15 protein-coding genes are annotated in these 14,278 nt (G+C 33.9%); 11 read left to right on the forward strand and 4 right to left on the reverse strand.

Features of this window, described 5'->3' with window-relative positions:
- The first annotated feature begins 2 nt into the window (after positions 1–2).
- The 4 genes from ACYVEC_RS26650 (at position 3) to ACYVEC_RS26665 (ending at position 2,684) form a co-directional block, all read left to right on the forward strand.
- A complete protein-coding gene (locus ACYVEC_RS26650) occupies positions 3–1,133 on the forward strand; it encodes a DegT/DnrJ/EryC1/StrS aminotransferase family protein (protein ID WP_063224201.1) in 1,131 nt (376 codons plus the stop codon).
- Positions 1,126–1,692 carry an acyltransferase gene (locus tag ACYVEC_RS26655; RefSeq protein ID WP_460509145.1) on the forward strand — a complete coding sequence of 189 codons (567 nt, stop codon included), beginning with the start codon at positions 1,126–1,128 and terminating at the stop codon, positions 1,690–1,692. The genes ACYVEC_RS26650 and ACYVEC_RS26655 overlap by 8 nt, the downstream gene beginning before the upstream one ends.
- Before the next feature lie 233 nt (positions 1,693–1,925).
- Positions 1,926–2,147, forward strand: a complete 222-nt coding sequence (locus tag ACYVEC_RS26660) for a hypothetical protein (protein WP_063224199.1) — start codon at positions 1,926–1,928, stop codon at positions 2,145–2,147.
- Positions 2,148–2,237: 90 nt separating this feature from the next.
- A complete protein-coding gene (locus ACYVEC_RS26665; RefSeq protein WP_063224198.1) occupies positions 2,238–2,684 on the forward strand; it encodes a DUF6376 family protein in 447 nt (148 codons plus the stop codon).
- A 143-nt stretch (positions 2,685–2,827) separates the two neighbouring features.
- Here the strand turns inward: ACYVEC_RS26665 and ACYVEC_RS26670 are convergent, their stop codons facing one another.
- Complete coding sequence (locus tag ACYVEC_RS26670) at positions 2,828–3,829, reverse strand: S66 family peptidase (protein WP_063224197.1); 1,002 nt, start codon at positions 3,827–3,829, stop codon at positions 2,828–2,830.
- 206 nt (positions 3,830–4,035) lie between these two features.
- Between ACYVEC_RS26670 and ACYVEC_RS26675 the strand changes: the two genes are divergently transcribed.
- A complete protein-coding gene (locus tag ACYVEC_RS26675) occupies positions 4,036–4,989 on the forward strand; it encodes a D-alanyl-D-alanine carboxypeptidase family protein (RefSeq protein WP_063224196.1) in 954 nt (317 codons plus the stop codon).
- Between the two features lie 245 nt (positions 4,990–5,234).
- On the forward strand, positions 5,235–5,837 hold the full coding sequence (locus tag ACYVEC_RS26680) for a nitroreductase family protein (protein ID WP_199677993.1): 603 nt from the start codon (positions 5,235–5,237) through the stop codon (positions 5,835–5,837).
- Positions 5,838–5,884: 47 nt separating this feature from the next.
- Here the strand turns inward: ACYVEC_RS26680 and ACYVEC_RS26685 are convergent, their stop codons facing one another.
- Positions 5,885–6,055: a hypothetical protein gene (locus tag ACYVEC_RS26685; RefSeq protein WP_063224194.1), complete on the reverse strand. Its 171-nt coding sequence runs from the start codon at positions 6,053–6,055 to the stop codon at positions 5,885–5,887.
- A 628-nt stretch (positions 6,056–6,683) separates the two neighbouring features.
- Here ACYVEC_RS26685 and entFM point away from each other — a divergent pair.
- Complete coding sequence (gene entFM, locus ACYVEC_RS26690; RefSeq protein ID WP_460509152.1) at positions 6,684–7,967, forward strand: enterotoxin EntFM; 1,284 nt, start codon at positions 6,684–6,686, stop codon at positions 7,965–7,967.
- A 99-nt stretch (positions 7,968–8,066) separates the two neighbouring features.
- Here entFM and ACYVEC_RS26695 read toward each other — a convergent pair whose 3' ends face one another.
- Positions 8,067–8,831 (reverse strand): alpha/beta fold hydrolase, encoded by a 765-nt coding sequence (locus ACYVEC_RS26695; protein ID WP_001194292.1) that lies wholly within the window; start codon positions 8,829–8,831, stop codon positions 8,067–8,069.
- 240 nt (positions 8,832–9,071) lie between these two features.
- Here ACYVEC_RS26695 and ACYVEC_RS26700 point away from each other — a divergent pair, with 240 nt between their 5' ends.
- From ACYVEC_RS26700 to hitS, 3 genes are all read left to right on the forward strand, one after another.
- Positions 9,072–10,832 carry an ABC transporter ATP-binding protein gene (locus ACYVEC_RS26700; RefSeq protein WP_063224192.1) on the forward strand — a complete coding sequence of 587 codons (1,761 nt, stop codon included), beginning with the start codon at positions 9,072–9,074 and terminating at the stop codon, positions 10,830–10,832.
- 86 nt (positions 10,833–10,918) lie between these two features.
- The gene (gene hitR / locus ACYVEC_RS26705) at positions 10,919–11,596 is read left to right on the forward strand and encodes an envelope stress response regulator transcription factor HitR (protein WP_063224191.1); all 678 of its coding nucleotides are present in this window, start codon (positions 10,919–10,921) and stop codon (positions 11,594–11,596) included.
- Positions 11,593–12,672: an envelope stress sensor histidine kinase HitS gene (gene hitS, locus ACYVEC_RS26710; RefSeq protein ID WP_063224190.1), complete on the forward strand. Its 1,080-nt coding sequence runs from the start codon at positions 11,593–11,595 to the stop codon at positions 12,670–12,672. Before hitR ends, hitS begins: the two co-directional genes overlap by 4 nt.
- A gap of 17 nt (positions 12,673–12,689) precedes the next feature.
- On the opposite strand, the gene ACYVEC_RS26715 is transcribed toward hitS, so the two are convergent.
- Positions 12,690–13,277, reverse strand: coding sequence for a DUF3139 domain-containing protein (locus ACYVEC_RS26715; protein ID WP_063224189.1), 588 nt, complete (start codon positions 13,275–13,277; stop codon positions 12,690–12,692).
- A gap of 196 nt (positions 13,278–13,473) precedes the next feature.
- On the opposite strand from ACYVEC_RS26715, the gene ACYVEC_RS26720 reads away from it, so the two are divergent.
- A complete protein-coding gene (locus tag ACYVEC_RS26720; protein ID WP_026591950.1) occupies positions 13,474–14,193 on the forward strand; it encodes a 3-ketoacyl-ACP reductase in 720 nt (239 codons plus the stop codon).
- Positions 14,194–14,278: the final 85 nt, after the last annotated feature.

Genomic DNA, 14,278 nt, shown 5'->3' on the forward strand with positions numbered 1-14,278 from the left:
ATATGGAGAATATTCCTTTTTTACGTGCTTCAACTGTACCTGTAATTGAGTATTTGGAAGAATTGAAGGAAATTGATACATCTCATATATATACGAATTATGGACCTATAAATCAACGTTTTGAAGAAATAATTATGTCGGATTTTTTTCAGAACAGGGGAGCTGTTACAACAGTAGCAAACGCAACGTTAGGGTTAATGGCGGCCATTCAACTTAAGAAAAGAAAAAAAGGAAAGTATGCCCTCATGCCTAGTTTTACATTCCCTGCGACTCCATTAGCGGCTATTTGGTGTGGATTGGAACCTTATTTTATTGATATTTCAATAGATGATTGGTATATGGATAAAACAGTACTTTTGGATAAGATTGAAGAATTAAAAGAAGAGATTGCGATTGTTGTCCCGTACGCAACTTTTGGATCATGGATGAACTTAGAAGAATATGAAGAATTAGAGAAGAGGGGTGTTCCGGTTGTCGTAGATGCGGCACCGGGATTCGGATTAATGAATGGAAGTATGCATTATGGACAGGATTTTAGTGGAATGATCGTATATAGTTTTCATGCAACAAAGCCTTTCGGAATTGGTGAAGGAGGGCTTATATATAGTAAAAATGAAGAAGATATACAACGTATTAAAAGAATGGGGAATTTCGGATTTGATAAAAATCGTGAATGTACGATGATGGGATTTAATTGTAAAATGTCTGAATATGCAGCCGCTATTGGGATTGCAACTATGAAAAAATGGGATCAAAAATTAAAAGAACGCACCCGTATTTCTGAATGGTATAAACAGTTGTTACAAAATACTAGGTTAATGCAAAAAGGGTGGCAAGTCCAAAAGACAGAAGTAGTTATTCAACAATTTATGCCTATTCTTTGTCCAGAAGAAGTTCACAACATACAAGTAATAGAAGAACTGAAAAAACAGAACATAGAAGCTAGATTATACTTTTCACCATCTTGCCACCAACAAGTACTTTTTAGAAACTATAAATCTACAGATTTAACAAAAACGAATAAAATAGCAAAACGAATAGTAAGTTTACCTTTATGGGAAGGAATGACGAAAGAAATAGTAGAACAAATTGTAAGCTGTTTAGGGCAGAAGGTGGTTTGGGCAGATGAATAGTTTTTATAGTTTAGAAGAACTAAAGAAAATTGGTTTTTTGTCTGTTGGGAAAAATGTATTGATTAGTAAAAAAGCAAGTATATATAATCCAGGTGTTATATCAGTTGGTAATCATGTAAGAATTGATGATTTTTGCATTTTAAGTGGCAAAATCACAATTGGAAGTTATTCGCATATATCAGCGTATACAGCGTTATATGGAGGAGAAGTTGGAATTGAAATGCATGACTTTGCAAATATCTCAGCTAAAACATTAATATATGCAGTACTTGATGATTTCAGTGGAAATACATTAATGGGGCCAACCGTCCCGAATCAATATAGGAATGTGAAAACAGAAAAAGTTATTTTAAAAAAACATGCGATTATTGGTGCTGATTCTATTATTTTTCCAAATGTAACTATAGGAGAAGGCACGGCAGTCGGTGCGATGAGTATGGTAAAAGAGAGTTTAGATGATTGGTATATTTATGCGGGAATTCCCGTAAGAAAAGTAAAACCTCGTCAAAAAAAGATGCTAGAGTTAGAAATTGATTTTTTAAAAAGCATTCATTCTTAATAAAAAAGAATGAATGCTTTTTATTTTTATCCCGCTATTTGCCGGGCAGTAAAACCCCATCTCAAAATTGAGCGAAAGCAAAGAAGTTAGGTTGGGGCCTCGCTGCCAGTGAGGGCTGATTAAAGTTTCACTTTACGATTAAACAGAATGTATCTTAACTTATTATGTTTTAAATTTTGCTAACCAAGGCAATACTGAGCCATAGTGAATGTAAAGTTGGAGGGCGAGCGTATATGTTTGATGAGGATGGAATTGTTTTAATTATGGAACCAGCTGATGAAAGGAACTTGAGGAGATTTATTTTTTCAGTGCCAAAGTCAGTGTATGAAAAGAAGGGGCTTACATTACACTACGGAACAGCTATAGGACAAGGATATATGGATATAATTGAAGATATTATTAGCGTACATATAGAAATAGATGTTGTAACTGTAATCGGGCATGTAAGAGGATAAATAGCTATTTGAAAAAAGGTTTTAAGTAATTTAGCTAGAAGTTATGATAGAGAAAATTGCAGACAATTATAAAGACGAAGGGAGCCTAAAATGAAAATAAAATCAATTTTATTAGCATGTATAGCCTCAATTGGATTAATGGGATGTTCACTAGTAGAGGAAGGAAAGAACTCCCTAGATTATGCGCAAAAAGCGACGGACTATGTAAATGAAATAAGTGCATTTGCAAATGATGCACCAGCATTAGCTGAAAAGGCCGTTAATGATAGCGAAGCTCGAAAAGAATTAGAAACGAAGCTTAGTGAAATTAAACAAGATATACCCGCTTTCAATGAATTAACGCCACCTGATGTAGCGAAGGATCTTCATCAGCAAATCGTCGGATATAACGAAAAGTTAAATACGTTAATTGATACGGCGATGACAAAGATAGAAGAAGGAAAAGTGGATGTAGAGCAATTTAAAAACTCTGAGCTTATGCAGACGGTTGATCAAGTTCGAGATTTGAAAGATAAGATACAAAATTTAGGCCAATAATGAAAAGCTCCGTTTGTAATAACGGAGCTTTTTTATGTTGTCTAATGGGAAAGTCCATTATATTTTCTTCCTATAGTATAAGCATTTTTAATTCCGCTATTTGCCGGACGGCTCAATTGGTGAGGGCTAATTAAAGTTTCACTTTATATGTTCCATTTTTCTAAAATATGTATCGTTTTATTGTTTACATCCATGTTCACTTGAACACCTATAGGCATAGTGATCATCGGATGGGTATGACAACAATCGAAGTCAGCTAGTAAAGGGATTCTTTGGTTTTGCAGTACTTCTAAAAGTATTTCGTAAGGTTTGCGATTTGTACCACAATCATCAAATTGCTCATGTTTTCCAAGAATAATGCCTGAAACTTTGTCAAATACACCGTTAATTTTAAGTAATGAAAAGCTTCTTTCAATAGTAGCTGCATCTTTTGAGCTATCCTCAATAAATAGAATATCGCCTTCTTGAATACATGGCATATAAGAGCTGCCCCAAATTCCTTGTATTGTATTTAAGTTGCCGCCAATAACACGTCCAGTAGCTTGTCCATTTGTTACAGAAATCCAATTATTTGGTCTAAGTTCTTTTTCTTTCGTTTTTTCTTCCCAATTAATAAATTCATCTGACCAAAATAACGGTTGTTTTATGTTGTAAGGAAGAGGCGGATCGTTTTGTAATGTTTCTGAGAAATATTTGTATGTGTCATCTACAAAAGGTTCAAATTCTCCAAAGGAAGGTACGAGTGCCGGACCGTAAAATGTAGGAATTCCTGTTTTTGCATAAATCCCTAGTAATAAAGCTGTTGCATCTGAATAGCCAATCATTATTTTAGGGTTATTTTGAAAAGCTTCATAATCAATATAAGGTAATAATGAATTAGAATTCATACCACCAATTGTTGACATTATACAAGAAACATCAGAGTTTCTTATCAAGGCGTTTAGTTCCTCAGCACGTTCTTGTATGCTACCTGAACGATAATAATCATATCGACCTGTTAGTGAACCTTCTAATATGTGAAATCCTTTCTGTTGTAAGAAAGATTTCGCTCGTTCAAATCTTTTGGGAGAAGTGTAGGTTACTGGAGAAGAAGGTGAGTAAATCCCAATTGTGTCTCCGTATTTTAAAGATTTTGGAAGTATCATTTGTATGAATCCCTTCTATTAAATAGTTTATTTATGAGGTTTTATCATTGAATATTCTTATATTTCAGTATTATTATTGTAACATACATACATTGAAATAATAATTGCTGTAGATGAATAAATATGCTTTTTACCTTGACGATATAAAGGGAAAGTTGTTATGGTTGAGTGTGAGTGTATAAAAGGTTTGCTAAAGGAGTTTTGAAATGAAGCAGTTAAAATGGGGAAGGATAACGATCCTATTAGTTATTATTTTAGGGGTATGTTGGTTCTTATTCCAAGGAACTCAAAAGAGTACAGCAAGTGTAGAGGGACCACCTTTACAAGTGGCAGAACTACCTGAAACAGGATTAACTGAAAAAGTAGTACCGCCAAAGTACATCCCACCGGAAATTGATGCAAAAGCAGCTATGATTATCGATGCGAGTAATGGAGATATTATTTATCAACATAATGAAAATGAAGCTTTTGCGCCAGCTAGTATGTCCAAGATGATGACAGCGTACCTTTTATTAGAAAATGTACATAACGGGAAAGTTCGCTGGGAAGATCCAGTGAAAATGAGTGCGAAAGCGGCACAAACAGAAGGTGCGAGAATCCCAGTTCAAGTGAATGACACATTGACTGTTAAAGATCTGTTCCATGCATTAATGATTGAATCAGCAAATAATTCCGCTGTGGCGTTAGCGGAACATCTGGCAAAAACGGAGAAAGATTTCGTTCAGCTTATGAATGCAAAAGCGAAACAGTTAAAAATGTCGGATTATGCTAAATTCGCAAATGCATCAGGACTACAGGAACCTGATGGAAGTGAGACGAAGATGACAGCTGCTGATGTAGCAAACTTGGCATATCATCTTATAAAAGATTATCCAGAAATATTAGAAGTGACTCACTTACGTCAAAGTCAGTTAGCATTTAATAATATTAATGTTATAAGTACAAATGATATGTTAAATAAAAATAATAAAGCTTTATATATAGAAGGAATAGACGGATTAAAAACAGGATTCACAGATAGCGCAGGGTATTGTTTTACGGGTACGGCCAAACAAGGGGATACTCGTATTATTACAGTTGTAATGGGAACGAAAGGTAAAACGAAGCGTTTTACAGAGACGAATAAGCTAATGTCTTATGCATTTGGCTTAGTTAAGTAAGTAAAATATTGAGTTAGATCATCATATAAGAAAGGCAATTTGTTGTTACTTATTATCGGTAACAATAAATTGCCTTTTTATTTCTAGCATTATGAAATAAAAAGGTAAAATATGTGAGTGTTATTATTTGAGTTTAGTATTGTTTGTTGATAGTATAAAGTTAGAAACTTATTAATGATAAGTTTTGAGAGGCGTAATATGAAGTATACATATGAAAAAGCCTCAAATGAAAAGTGGAGGGAATTATGATGGCAAAAGATTTTTACTCAGCAATTGAAGACCGAAGATCTATTTATGCGATTAGTAAAGAGCAAGTAGTTTCTGATGAGAAAATTCAAGAAGTGATTTATCATGCTGTAAAACATACACCTTCAGCCTTTAATTCTCAGAGTGCTCGTGTTGTCGTCTTGCTAGGAGAACAACACGATAAATTATGGGATATTACGAAAGAAACGTTACGAAAAATTGTACCTGAAAATAACTTTGCATCTACTGAAGAAAAAATGAATGCATTTAAAAGTGGTTATGGAACGGTTTTATACTTTGAAGATAATCAAGTAGTGGAAGAACTGCAAGAAAACTTTGCATTATATAAAGAGAATTTTCCAATTTGGTCTCAGCAATCCTCAGGAATGTTACAATTTGCAATTTGGACAACTTTAGAAATCGAAGGATTTGGTGCTACATTGCAGCATTACAATCCATTAATTGATGAAGAAGTGAGAAAAGAATGGGCAGTTCCAGAAACCTGGAAACTTACTGCGCAAATGCCGTTTGGTAAACCAGTGGTACCTGCAGGCGAAAAAGAATTTCAGCCATTAGAAAACCGTGTGAAAATTTATAAATAATATAGAAACGATAAAAGGTGAACAGAAATATAATCTGTTCACCTTTTTTATACGTAATAAGGATTTTTTTGTTCGGTATTTTTCATCTGATGTTTTAATTCGCTTTTACGTGTTTCAATAGTTGATATTTTTTGTAAGGTGATAAATGAAGCGAATTGAAAAAAAGCATAGTACAGTTCTATATTTTTATTTATCGGATTATCTATTATATTTTTCATAAATATACCTCCTTTTTTATCCGACTATTTGCGGTCAATAAAACTTGTATGGATTAAAATACCACTATATATATGATAATATGAATATCCTGAAACTTCCATAGATAGAGAAAAATACTTAGTAGAATGTGCCTTTTCGTCAAATTAAAATAGAATTTTTGGTGTTAAATCTTACAAATCGTCAAATCTTTTAAAAACGATAGATAGTATCAAAAATAGTTTTCTGAAAATATTATACTATTGATAAAAAAAGCATTTTTTGTCATGATAAGAGTATCCTTCATGGAAGGAACTTTATTAGGAAATACATTCATTGCACTGTATTAGATTAAGAGAGTTTTTAAAAGTGGATAGAAATATATATTAAGATAATGAATGGAATGTCGAATTTTCAATGAAATACATAAGGAATTTGAAAAAATCATTGCAAAAGCATTGAGTTTAATGGTAAAGTTCACATGAAGTTCACACGGAATTCACTTCATTCATTTAAAATGAACTCTGTGTGAAAAATAAAACTCTTGTTAAAAAATGGAACTTAATGAATATTTTACTTTGATAATATTGTAAAGTATTAAGTTTATAAGTTTTTAAAGAGGATAGTAGGGAAAGGAAGTAAAGACAACTTATGAAAAAAGTAATTGCAGGTTTAGCAGCAGCTTCTGTAGTAGGTGTTGCAGTTCCAGGTATGGATTCTGCTCATGCACAAGTTTCAAACGAAGCGCTAAAAGAAATTAATGGACAAACTCAAACTCAAACTCAAACTCAAACTCAAACGACTGTAACTGAAACAAAAACTGTAGAAACAAAATCTGACTTAAAATACACAGTAACTGCTGATGTATTAAATGTTCGTTCAGGTGCTGGTACAGGGCATAATGTTATTTCTAAAGTGAAATCAGGTCAAGTACTACAAGTAATTGGACAAGAAAACGGTTGGTTCAAAGTAACTGTAAACGGTCAAACTGGTTATGTAAGTGGTGACTTCGTAACGACTGGTGATCAAAAAGGAACTTCTACTGTTCAACAAGGAACAGGTACTTACACAGTAAACGTTTCTTCACTTAACGTACGTACAGGCCCAAGTACATCTCATACAGTATTAGGCTCTGTAAATAAAGGTAAAACAGTACAAGTTGTTAGTGAAGTACAAGATTGGTTTAAAATCAACTTCAATGGTGGAACTGGATACGTAAGCAAAGACTTCGTAACAAAAGGTGGTTCTGCTGTATCTAACCAAACACAACAACCAACTACAAACAACAATACTACTACAGTTCAAACTGGTGGTTCTTATGTTGTTAACACTGGTGCTTTAAAAGTACGTACAGGTCCAGCTACATACAACGCTGTAATCGGTGGCGTAACAAACGGTAAAGTATTAAACGTTACTGGCGCTGAAAATGGTTGGTACAAAATTAACCATAACGGTCGCACAGGTTACGTAAGTGCAGACTTCGTTAAGTTTGTAAAAGGCGGAGTAAACAACGTTACGAATAACGTTCAACAACCAGTTAAAGATGTACAAAAACCAACAACAGGTGGAGATACATCTTCAATCGCTGGATTTGCTAGATCTTTAAATGGTTCACCATACAGAACTGCTGGTACAACACCTGCTGGTTTTGACTGCAGTGGATTCATTCACTATGTATTAAATCAAACTGGTCATAAAGGCGCTCGTCAAACAGTTGCTGGATACTGGAGCTCTAAAACAAAAACTAGCAATCCACAACCAGGTGATTTAGTATACTTCCAAAATACTTATAAATCAGGTCCTTCTCACATGGGTGTTTACTTAGGAAACGGTCAGTTCATTAGTGCAGAAACTGATGCAACTGGTGTACGTATTAGTTCTGTAAGTAACTCTTACTGGAGCAAGCACATGTTAGGTTACACAAAAGCATACTAAGAAAAAGTAGTTTTATATACTTTTCGTATAGAGAAAAGGCTTTCCAGGGAAACTTGGGAAGCCTTTTTATAGTTGAATAGATCGGGAATGTAGTAGTTTTTACTGTAACTTCCCATTTAAAAATCGAGCGTATAGGTCATGAAAGTAGTTGGGACGAAATAAGTTTGCTGCATGTCCTGCTAACGGTATTTCTTTATATAAAACGTTAGGGAGAATGGACTTTAAATCAAAAAGACAAGATTTATAGAGATGATCATGTTCGCCCATTACCCATAGAATAGGGTGGGGAAGTGATTTTAATTTAGATTTTAAATCGAATTCTAAACGGTGTCGTAATGATTGGGCAATAATTGATGAGTGTAATTGCAATCCGAAACGGTAATAAATATTTCTTGAAATGACTGCGAACGGATTTGCCTTTAGTATGCCACTTGGAAAAATGGTATTTGCGTATTGAGAGAGCCATTTAGAGTAATCGTCTCCTCGCTTCTCCCAAAACTTTTGAAATACATTATATAAAAGGGAAGGATTATTATAATGTCCACCAATATGACAAATGCTTAATACTTTTTCTGGGTGCATTTGTGCAAAAATGGTAGAGATATAACAGCCGTAGCTTAAAGCGCAAATATGAGCTTTTTGAATGCCTTCTTTTTCGTATAAGTTCAATAATTGATCCACGAGACGCTGTAATGAAAATTCGATAGCTTCTCCTTTATCATCGCCGTGACCTAATAAGTCATAAGTAATAATGTTGTAAGAGGCGGAAAATCGTTTATGCTCTTTTTTGAAGGCACGACGATTGCCGACTAATCCATGAATAAAAATGATTGTTTCCTTTTCGGAATGTATATTTGTTTGCAAAAAGGATACTCCTTTCAATAACTGGAGATTTATATAGTATTGTAAATTAGTTATCTATCATTCGCATAGAATAATATTAAGTACCAGGTAATAATATCAGATGTTTATATCTGTTGTAAAGATGCGTTTTTATGTATATTTTGTAAAAACAGAAAAAGTGTGTTTACATTCAGTTTACATTCGTATTGTATTCTACTCTTAGAAAGAACAGTTTGGTTTAACACGAGGAGATGAACATGTATGGAAGTTAAAAATGAAATAAAGAAAAAAGGGAGCTGGAGGCAGTTTTTACGCCTTATTCAAGATACAAATCCTCCGAAAGGGATTCTTGTTTTTGCGTTATTAATGAGTTTGCTTTCTACGGGAGCAAGTTTATTTATTCCGATGTTAACAAAAGGATTAGTAGATAATTTTTCACTTTCGTCAATTAGTACAGGACAAATTGTTGGGCTAGTTGCATTCTTTATTATGCAAACTGTAGCTGCAGGATTATCTATATATTTACTAAATTATATAGGACAGAAGATTGTAGCTGGACTGAGAGAACGTTTGTGGAAAAAGGTGCTTATATTGCCAGTATCTTATTATGACCAAAATAGAACGGGCGATACAATTAGCCGAATGACAAATGATACAGGAGTTGTGAAAACATTAATTTCTGAGCATTTGTCAAACTTATTAACAGGTGGTATTTCAATCGTTGGATCATTAATTGTACTATTCGTTTTAGATTGGAAAATGACACTTTTACTTTTAACGGTTATCCCATTATCAGTACTAATTTTAGTTCCACTCGGACGAAAAATGTATAAGATTTCAAAAGCACTTCAAGATGAAACAGCTTCTTTTACAAGTGTGCTAACGCAAGTATTATCAGAAATTCGTTTAGTGAAATCATCAAATACAGAAAAAAGAGAATATGAAACAGGGAATACAGGTATACAAAAGTTATTGCAATTTGGTTTGAAAGAGGGAAAAGTGCAAGCGTTAATTTCACCAGTTATGTCGTTTGTTTTAATGGCACTGCTTGTTATTATCGTAGGGTATGGTGGAATGCGTGTTTCTAGCGGTGTGTTAACAACAGGGGAACTAGTAGCGTTTATTTTATATTTAGTTCAAATTATCATGCCGATGAGTCAATTATCTATGTTCTTTACACAATTCCAAAAGGCAATTGGTGCAACGGAAAGAATTAATACGATTTTAGAATATGAAGTAGAAGACCATGAAACTGGTGTGAAGGTTACAAACGCTAAGCAGCCAATCGTTCTGGAAAATGTACATTTTGAGTACAACGAAGAAGAGCAAGTCTTAAAAAATATTGATTTCACAATTGAATCAGGAAAAGTAACAGCGATTGTAGGGCCAAGTGGTAGCGGGAAAACGACGTTATTTTCACTATTAGAACGTTTTTATGAGCCGACTAGCGGTGCCATTAAATTAGGAAAAGACTCGATCACGAACTATTCATTACAGTCATGGCGACGTCAAATTGGTTACGTTTCACAAGATAGTCCGTTAATTGATGGAACGATTCGTGATAATATTTGTTACGGTGTTGAGGGTGAAGTAACAGATGAAGAAATCGAAAAAGTAGCAGCGATGGCATATGTTGATGCATTTATTCATGACTTACCAAACGGATATGCAACAGAAGTAGGAGAGCGCGGTGTGAAGCTTTCCGGAGGACAAAGACAGCGAATTGCGATTGCACGAGCTTTACTTCGAAACCCACAAATTCTTATGTTAGATGAAGCAACTTCAAGTTTAGATAGTAAATCAGAGTCTGTCGTTCAAAAGGCATTAAATAACTTAATGAAAGGCAGAACAACGTTAGTTATTGCACATAGGCTTTCTACAGTTGTAGATGCAGATAAAATTATCTTTATTGAAAAAGGGAACCTTACAGGAAGTGGTACGCACGATGAATTATTACGTACACATGACATGTATCGTGAATTTGCAACGCAACAATTGAAAATTAAAGAGGGCGCATTATAAAATGAATAATCAGTGGGGCTTATACTCCACTGATTATTTGTTTTATAAAAAATATAAGGATGTTAAGTAGAAAGGAAATGGTTCCTTTGATACCTAAAATTTTAATAGTGGACGACGATCCGCATATTAGAGAACTTGTTTCTGTATTTTTAGAGCGGGAAGGTTTTCAAACATATGAGGCAATTGATGGACTGGATGCACTTCAGAAAATAGATGAAGTAAAAGTTGATATGGTTATTCTTGATATCATGATGCCGAATATGGATGGATTTGATGTATGTTTTGAATTAAGGAAGTACTATGATATTCCGATTTTGATGCTAACTGCTAAAGGGGAAACATCTCAAAAAGTAAAAGGATTTCACCTTGGAACGGATGATTATCTTGTAAAACCATTTGATCCGATAGAACTAGTAGTGAGGGTAAAGGCACTACTGAAACGTTACCAAATTACAGTGTCGCAATCGATTCAAGTTGGAGATGTATTGTTAAATCGTAAAACATTTGAAGTTTCAGTTGGAGAACAAACGGTTACGTTACCGTTAAAAGAATTCGAATTGCTCTTTACTTTAGGTTCTAAAGCAGGAAGAACGTGTTCGAGAGAGCAATTAATTGAAGAGGTATGGGGATATGATTTTGAAGGAAATGAACGTACATTAGATGTTCATATAAATCGGTTACGTGAGAAGTTCCAAGAAGAGAAGTCGAAATTTAGTATTAAAACGATAAGAGGATTAGGGTATCGTTTAGAGGTAAGTAAATGAGAAAAAGAAAACGAATGAGTAAGTTGAAGATGCTGAAAGTAATTGGAGCGGTAATAGCACTTTTTTCTTTTCTCACTATAATTTGGTCTATAGCTTTTTATATATCATCAAGTGTAATGAATGCGCTTGAAATACAAGTATCGCCTTTTGTTACTTTTCTAATTAGTGATATGGTCGGCTTTATATTTATTGTTCTTATCTGGGTATTGATCGGGGTATTAATGAGACCGAAGCGAGAGGCAATGATTTGGACTATTATTGAACCGATACAAAAAATTGCAAAAGGGGACTTCTCGGTAAAAATACGAAATGAAGAGAAATACGATGGAGAAATTGGTGTGCTCGTAAAAAGTATAAATGATATGACAGATGAACTGAATACGATGGAGAAAATGCGCCAGGAATTTGTATCGAATGTTTCTCATGAAATACAGTCACCATTAACTTCTATAAAAGGATTTGCTAGAGCACTACAAGATATTAATCTTCCTGAGGAAAAAAGAAAGCATTATCTTACCATTATTGAAACAGAAACGACGAGATTATCTAAACTAAGTCAAAACTTACTGAAACTCACCCTATTAGAGTCGGAAGAATATACACCAGAAAGAGCGACTTATCGATTAGATCAACAGTTAAAGCAAATTGTGTTAAATAGTGAACCGCTCTGGGCTGAAAAAAAAATTGAGTTAGACCTTGATTTAGACAAAGTGCATATTACTGCTGATCAAGAAAGTATGAGTCAAGTTTGGATTAATTTAATTCATAATAGTATTAAATTTACTCCAAGTGGTGGTGCGATTTCAATCAAGTTAAAAGAATATGAGACATTAGTGGAAGTGCGTATTTGTGATTCGGGAATTGGAATATCCGAAGAACAGAAACAACATATTTTTGAACGTTTTTATAAAGCGGACTCTTCACGAAATCGTGCTTATGGAGGAAGTGGCTTAGGATTGGCCATCGTAAAAAAAGTACTCGACCTTCATCAAGGAGAAATAAAAGTCGAAAGTGAGGAAGGGAATGGGACGGAATTTATTGTGTGTATTCCTAAATATAAAGAGAAATGGTGTTAGGAGGATATCTTCTAACACTATTTCTCTTTATAAATACATTTACCATTGCTGCAGTTATATTGATAAGCTTTTCCTTCGCTATTCATACGGTATGAGTAATCAGATTCTTTATCTTTCTTAAAGTTAACGTATGCTTCTGCACCGTTTTTATCATTGTCTATATCAATGAATTGAACGCTTCGTATAGAATAATCTCTTTTTTCACTTAAACCTTTTTCTTCTAAGTTTGTATGAATACCCTCTACTAACTCGTCAAACAATAACCAGTTTAAATTAAGATTTCCAAAGGACTCAGTATGTCTTCCTAAAATGCCGTTGTCTTGTATTATTTTTTTATTATTATCGTATGTATAAGAGTATGTAAAATAAGGTTCGTCTTTATATACTACTGTTGCATAATAGCCGATATTATAAAGAGGAGTATATTTTCCGGTTATGCTTTGTATTTCTTTTTGCTTATATCCTTTTATTGTATGGAGATAATCGCTAGTATCTTTTTCTATTACTTTATAATGTAGTGGATTACCAAATATAAAGTACATAGCCAAAAATATGATACATAGTCCGACTGCAGTTAGTGACAAGAACCATTTTTTTCTTTTCATACACATATCCTCTCCTATGGTGGATTTATTTTTATTTTACATAAATAATGGCAAAAAGATGAGACTTATAAATAAAAACTTTCTATAGTTACCTACAAGTAACCTACGCACATAAAAGTGCATCATTGCCTTTTTACATAAACATAGATACAATTTTAATATAATACATAACAGAGATCATTAAGGAGTGTTATACTTGGCAGAATTATTACAAGGTAAAAATGCTTTAATTACAGGAGCAGGTAGAGGTATTGGTCGTGCTGTAGCGATTGCATTAGCGAAAGAGGGCGTAAATGTAGGTCTTTTAGCTCGTTCAGAAGAAAACTTAAAAGCAGTTGCAAAAGAAGTAGAAGCAGAAGGCGTAAAAGCTGTTATTGCGACTGCGGATGTTTCTTCATATGAAGAAGTGACTACTGCGATTGAGACGTTAAAAAGCGGTTTAGGATCTATCGATATTTTAATTAATAACGCTGGTATTTCTAAATTTGGTAAGTTTTTAGAATTAGACGTTGCTGATTGGGAAAAAATCATTCAAGTAAACTTAATGGGTGTATACTATGCAACTCGTGCAGCTTTACCAAGTATGATTGAACAACAATCTGGTGATATCATTAACATTTCATCTACAGCAGGACAAAAAGGTGCACCGGTAACAAGTGCATATAGTGCTTCTAAATTTGGTGTTCTTGGCTTAACAGAATCGTTAGCGATGGAAGTTCGTAAGCATAACATTCGTGTAACGGCTTTAACACCAAGTACAGTAGCAACTGATATGGCTGTAGATTTAGGATTAACTGATGGAAATCCGGATAAAGTTATGCAAGCCGAAGATATTGCAGAGTTTATCGTAGCGCAGCTGAAATTAAATAAACGTACATTTATTAAATCAGCAGGACTTTGGTCTACTAATCCGTAAGGGATACATGTATAAACAAAAGAAGGAATATCTATTTTGTAATGAAGTAGATGTCCCTTCTTTATTTTTTGTATACGAGACAGAA

The organism is Bacillus sp. MN7755, from assembly GCF_054771475.1.

What these genes read in the sequence shown, in the direction of transcription:
- ACYVEC_RS26680 (WP_199677993.1), top strand. Translation starts at nt 5,235, where the DNA reads ATGATGGCAAAAGATTTTTACTCAGCAATTGAAGACCGAAGATCTATT.
- ACYVEC_RS26700 (WP_063224192.1), top strand. Translation starts at nt 9,072, where the DNA reads ATGGAAGTTAAAAATGAAATAAAGAAAAAAGGGAGCTGGAGGCAGTTT.
- ACYVEC_RS26675 (WP_063224196.1), top strand. Translation starts at nt 4,036, where the DNA reads ATGAAGCAGTTAAAATGGGGAAGGATAACGATCCTATTAGTTATTATT.
- ACYVEC_RS26655 (WP_460509145.1), top strand. Translation starts at nt 1,126, where the DNA reads ATGAATAGTTTTTATAGTTTAGAAGAACTAAAGAAAATTGGTTTTTTG.
- ACYVEC_RS26665 (WP_063224198.1), top strand. Translation starts at nt 2,238, where the DNA reads ATGAAAATAAAATCAATTTTATTAGCATGTATAGCCTCAATTGGATTA.
- ACYVEC_RS26670 (WP_063224197.1), bottom strand. Translation starts at nt 3,829, where the DNA reads ATGATACTTCCAAAATCTTTAAAATACGGAGACACAATTGGGATTTAC.
- ACYVEC_RS26715 (WP_063224189.1), bottom strand. Translation starts at nt 13,277, where the DNA reads ATGAAAAGAAAAAAATGGTTCTTGTCACTAACTGCAGTCGGACTATGT.
- ACYVEC_RS26650 (WP_063224201.1), top strand. Translation starts at nt 3, where the DNA reads ATGGAGAATATTCCTTTTTTACGTGCTTCAACTGTACCTGTAATTGAG.
- ACYVEC_RS26660 (WP_063224199.1), top strand. Translation starts at nt 1,926, where the DNA reads ATGTTTGATGAGGATGGAATTGTTTTAATTATGGAACCAGCTGATGAA.
- ACYVEC_RS26685 (WP_063224194.1), bottom strand. Translation starts at nt 6,055, where the DNA reads ATGAAAAATATAATAGATAATCCGATAAATAAAAATATAGAACTGTAC.
- entFM (WP_460509152.1), top strand. Translation starts at nt 6,684, where the DNA reads ATGAAAAAAGTAATTGCAGGTTTAGCAGCAGCTTCTGTAGTAGGTGTT.
- hitS (WP_063224190.1), top strand. Translation starts at nt 11,593, where the DNA reads ATGAGAAAAAGAAAACGAATGAGTAAGTTGAAGATGCTGAAAGTAATT.